At 68.7% G+C, this 2,466-nt stretch carries 1 protein-coding gene and 1 pseudogene; one reads left to right on the top strand and one right to left on the bottom strand.

Annotated elements, in window-relative coordinates; genetic code table 11:
* Positions 1–452: pseudogene (locus G6028_RS12085) on the top strand (maltokinase N-terminal cap-like domain-containing protein); the annotation flags it as partial.
* Positions 453–462: 10 nt separating this feature from the next.
* Here G6028_RS12085 and G6028_RS12080 read toward each other — a convergent pair.
* The gene (locus G6028_RS12080; RefSeq protein ID WP_182638507.1) at positions 463–2,112 is read right to left on the bottom strand and encodes an AMP-binding protein; all 1,650 of its coding nucleotides are present in this window, start codon (positions 2,110–2,112) and stop codon (positions 463–465) included.
* Positions 2,113–2,466: the final 354 nt, after the last annotated feature.

Below are 2,466 nucleotides of genomic sequence, written 5' to 3'. Positions count from 1 at the left end.
ACGAGGTCGCCGGGTCCGGCCCGGTGCCGGTCCACCGCGTCCACGGCGACCTGCACCTGGGCCAGACCCTGCGGGCCCCGGACCGCTGGATCATCATCGACTTCGAGGGCGAGCCGGCCGCCCCGCTGGCCGAACGCCGGGTGCCGGACTCCCCCGCCCGCGACGTGGCGGGGATCCTGCGCAGCCTCGACTACGCCGCCCAGCACACGCTGGTGGGGGTCGACGACCGGCAGTTGCGGTTCCGGGCCCGCGAGTGGCGGGACCGTAACGTCGACGCCTTCTGCGCCGGGTACGCCGAGGTGAGCGACTCGGACCCCCGCGACTCCGGTGCGCTCCTCCGGGCGTACACGCTGGACAAGGCCCTCTACGAGGTGGTGTACGAGTCGCGCAACCGGCCCAGCTGGGTGGGGGTCCCGCTGGGCGCGGTCGAGCGCATCCTCGCGACGGACTAGCGCCGTGCCGTCAGCTCGCGGGCAGCTGGTCCTTGGCCCACTTGTAGTCGGCCTTGCCCGCGGGCGAGCGGCGGATCTCGGGCACGTCGACGATCACCTTGGGGACCTTGTAGTTGGCCAGTGACTGACGCAGGAACTCGGACAGCTCGTCCTGCTCCACCGACTGCCCCTCGCGGAACGAGACCACGGCGGCGACCTTCTGGCCGTAGCGCGGGTCCGGCGCCCCGGCGACGAGCGCGTCGTGCACGGCCGGGTGCGCCTTGAGCGCCTGCTCGACCTCCTCCGGGAAGACCTTCTCGCCGCCGGTGTTGATGCACCCCGAACCGCGGCCGAGGAACACGATGGTGCCGTCCTCGCGGAGCTGTCCCATGTCGCCCAGGACCGAGACGCGTCGACCGTCGACCACGGGGAACGTCTTGGCGGTCTTCTCCGGGTCGTTCCAGTAACCGATCGGCAGGTGACCGCGGCGGACGATGTAGCCGATCTCGTCCGAGCCCGGCTCGATGGGATGGAAGTCCTCGTCGACCAGGCCGAGCTTCGGGCTGGCCGGGATGGTCATCTCGCCGGACTCGCTCATCCCGAGCTCGCCGTCGTTGCCGGCCTCCGAGGCGCCGAAGTTGTCGCGGATGATGATGTTGGGCAGCACCTCGAGCACGCGCTCGCGGCTGGACTTGGACCAGATGCCGCCGCCGGAGGCCATCATGAACAGGGTGCTGAAGTCCATGGTCTCGGTGCCCTTGACCAGCTCGTCCGTCAGCGGCACCGCCATGCCGTCGCCGACGAACATGAGGATGTGCGCCTTGTGCTCGGCGGTCGCCCGGATGATCTCCGCCGCGTCGAACTCGCGGAACATGATGAGGTGGCCGCCGAGGTTCACGAAGGTCAGCAGCGTGAACAGGCCCGCACCGTGCATGAGCGGGGCCGAGATGACCACCTTCATCCCGCCGTCGGGCGAGACGTTGTCGGCGACCTCGGCGGGGCTGTGCCGCTTGTCACCGTAGGGGTTGCCCCCGGACAGGCACGCGTAGAAGTAGTCCGACATGTGCCACTGCACGCCCTTGGGGAAGCCGGTGGTCCCGCCGGTGTAGACGATCCAGTGGTCGTCGCCGCGGACGGGCTCGAAGTCCCGCTCCGCCGACTGTGCCGGCCACTCGGTGTCCCCGTCGACCACCGTCAGGCCCTTCTCGGCACACGCCGAGGCCAGGACCTCCGGGACGCCGCCGAACACGATCACGGTACGCACGGTCTCGAGCTTCGGGACCGCTGCGGCCATGGTCTCGGCGAACTCGGCGTCGACCAGCACGGCGATCGACTTGGAGTCGTTGAACAGGTAGACCAACTCGGGCGCGGTGTACCGGTAGTTCACGTTGATCCCGGCCACCCGGGTCTTCATGCACCCGATGATGGCCGCCATGTGCGCGGTGCTGTTCTTCATGTAGAGCGCGACGTGGCTGAGCGGCTCCGCACCGTGGGCGCGGAGCAGGTGCCCCATCTGGTTGGCGAGATCGTCGACCTGACGGTAGGTGTAGTCGACGCCGTCCATGGTCAGCAGTGCGTTGTCCGGGATCTTGTCGGCGACGGCCTCGAACACCGCGGCCTCGTTCATCTCCGGGTTGGTTCCGGCGAGCGGATCGGTCGAATGGTCAGCAGCTTCGGTCATGGCAGAATCCTTCGCGAGGGCGGACGAAATGTGGCTGTCCTCACATTGTGACCTGAACTTGTTCTCATGTCCAGACGGCACCCTGATCAGGTCAAACTCTCAATAAGTAGAACGAGTTCTAGAGAAGTTCGTGTCCATGGCAACGATTCTGCGTGACCCCACGCCCCCGAGCGCCTACATTTTGGACATGAGTTCACGGCGGTCCCCGCAGAGCGGCGCGCCCTACGACGGGGGCCTGATGCTGCCCCACGCCACCCGGACGGGGAGCGTCCCGGTGGACGGTCGCCGATCGGCCGCGCCGGAGGCGGATCGGCCCTCCGGCCGGAGGCCGGTGCTGACGGGCCCCGGGGCGCA

The organism is Dietzia cercidiphylli (genome assembly GCF_014145145.1).
Lineage (GTDB): Bacteria > Actinomycetota > Actinomycetes > Mycobacteriales > Mycobacteriaceae > Dietzia > Dietzia natronolimnaea.
This window is presented reverse-complemented; position numbering and strand designations above follow the sequence as displayed.

Coding starts and splice junctions, on each gene's coding strand:
- G6028_RS12080 (WP_182638507.1), bottom strand. CDS start 2,112: ATGACCGAAGCTGCTGACCATTCGACCGATCCGCTCGCCGGAACCAAC.